The organism is bacterium, from assembly GCA_020440705.1.
GTDB lineage: Bacteria > Krumholzibacteriota > Krumholzibacteriia > LZORAL124-64-63 > LZORAL124-64-63 > JAGRNP01.
This window is the reverse complement of sequence record JAGRNP010000365.1, coordinates 1-560: the sequence shown is the minus strand read 5'-3', so window position 1 is coordinate 560 and position 560 is coordinate 1. Positions and strand designations below refer to the sequence as shown.

Below are 560 nucleotides of genomic sequence, written 5' to 3'. Positions count from 1 at the left end.
CGCCGAGCAGGGCGAGGGGCGAGCGAAGCCTCGGCGCGTCCGGACCCTCGGCTACGATCAGGCGAAGCGCCGCTCCAAGCCGGTTCGTGCTCCGGACGTGGAGGAGCCCGCGCACACCGCGGAGGCGGAGGCGCTCCTCGGCGCCCAGCTCGGCGATCGCTACCGCGTCGACGCGGTGCTCGGTCACGGCGGGATGGCGACCGTCTTCCAGTGCCGAGACGAGCAGCTCGACCGCGACGTGGCCGTGAAGGTGATCCACGACGCGATCGCGGAGGACGACGAGCTTCGCGGGCGCTTCGAGCGCGAGGCGAAGGTGCTCGCCGCGCTCTCCCATCCTCACATCGTCTCGCTGCTCGACTTCGGGGTGCAGAACGGCTTGCCATATCTCGTGATGGAGCTGCTGCCCGGGCGCTCGCTCGGGGATCTCCTCGAAGACGGCCATCGCCTCCCGTGGGAGCGGGCGGTTCGGCTGGTGACCCAGCTCGTCGGGGCGCTGGCCTACGCCCACGCGAAGGGGTTCCTCCACCGCGACCTGAAGCCCGACAACGTGTTCCTCACCG

Annotated in this window: 1 protein-coding gene; it reads left to right on the top strand. The window is 71.1% G+C overall.

What is annotated here, in order from left to right:
* On the top strand, positions 1-560 hold a 560-nt coding region (locus KDM41_18820), incomplete at both ends, for a serine/threonine protein kinase (GenBank protein MCB1185478.1).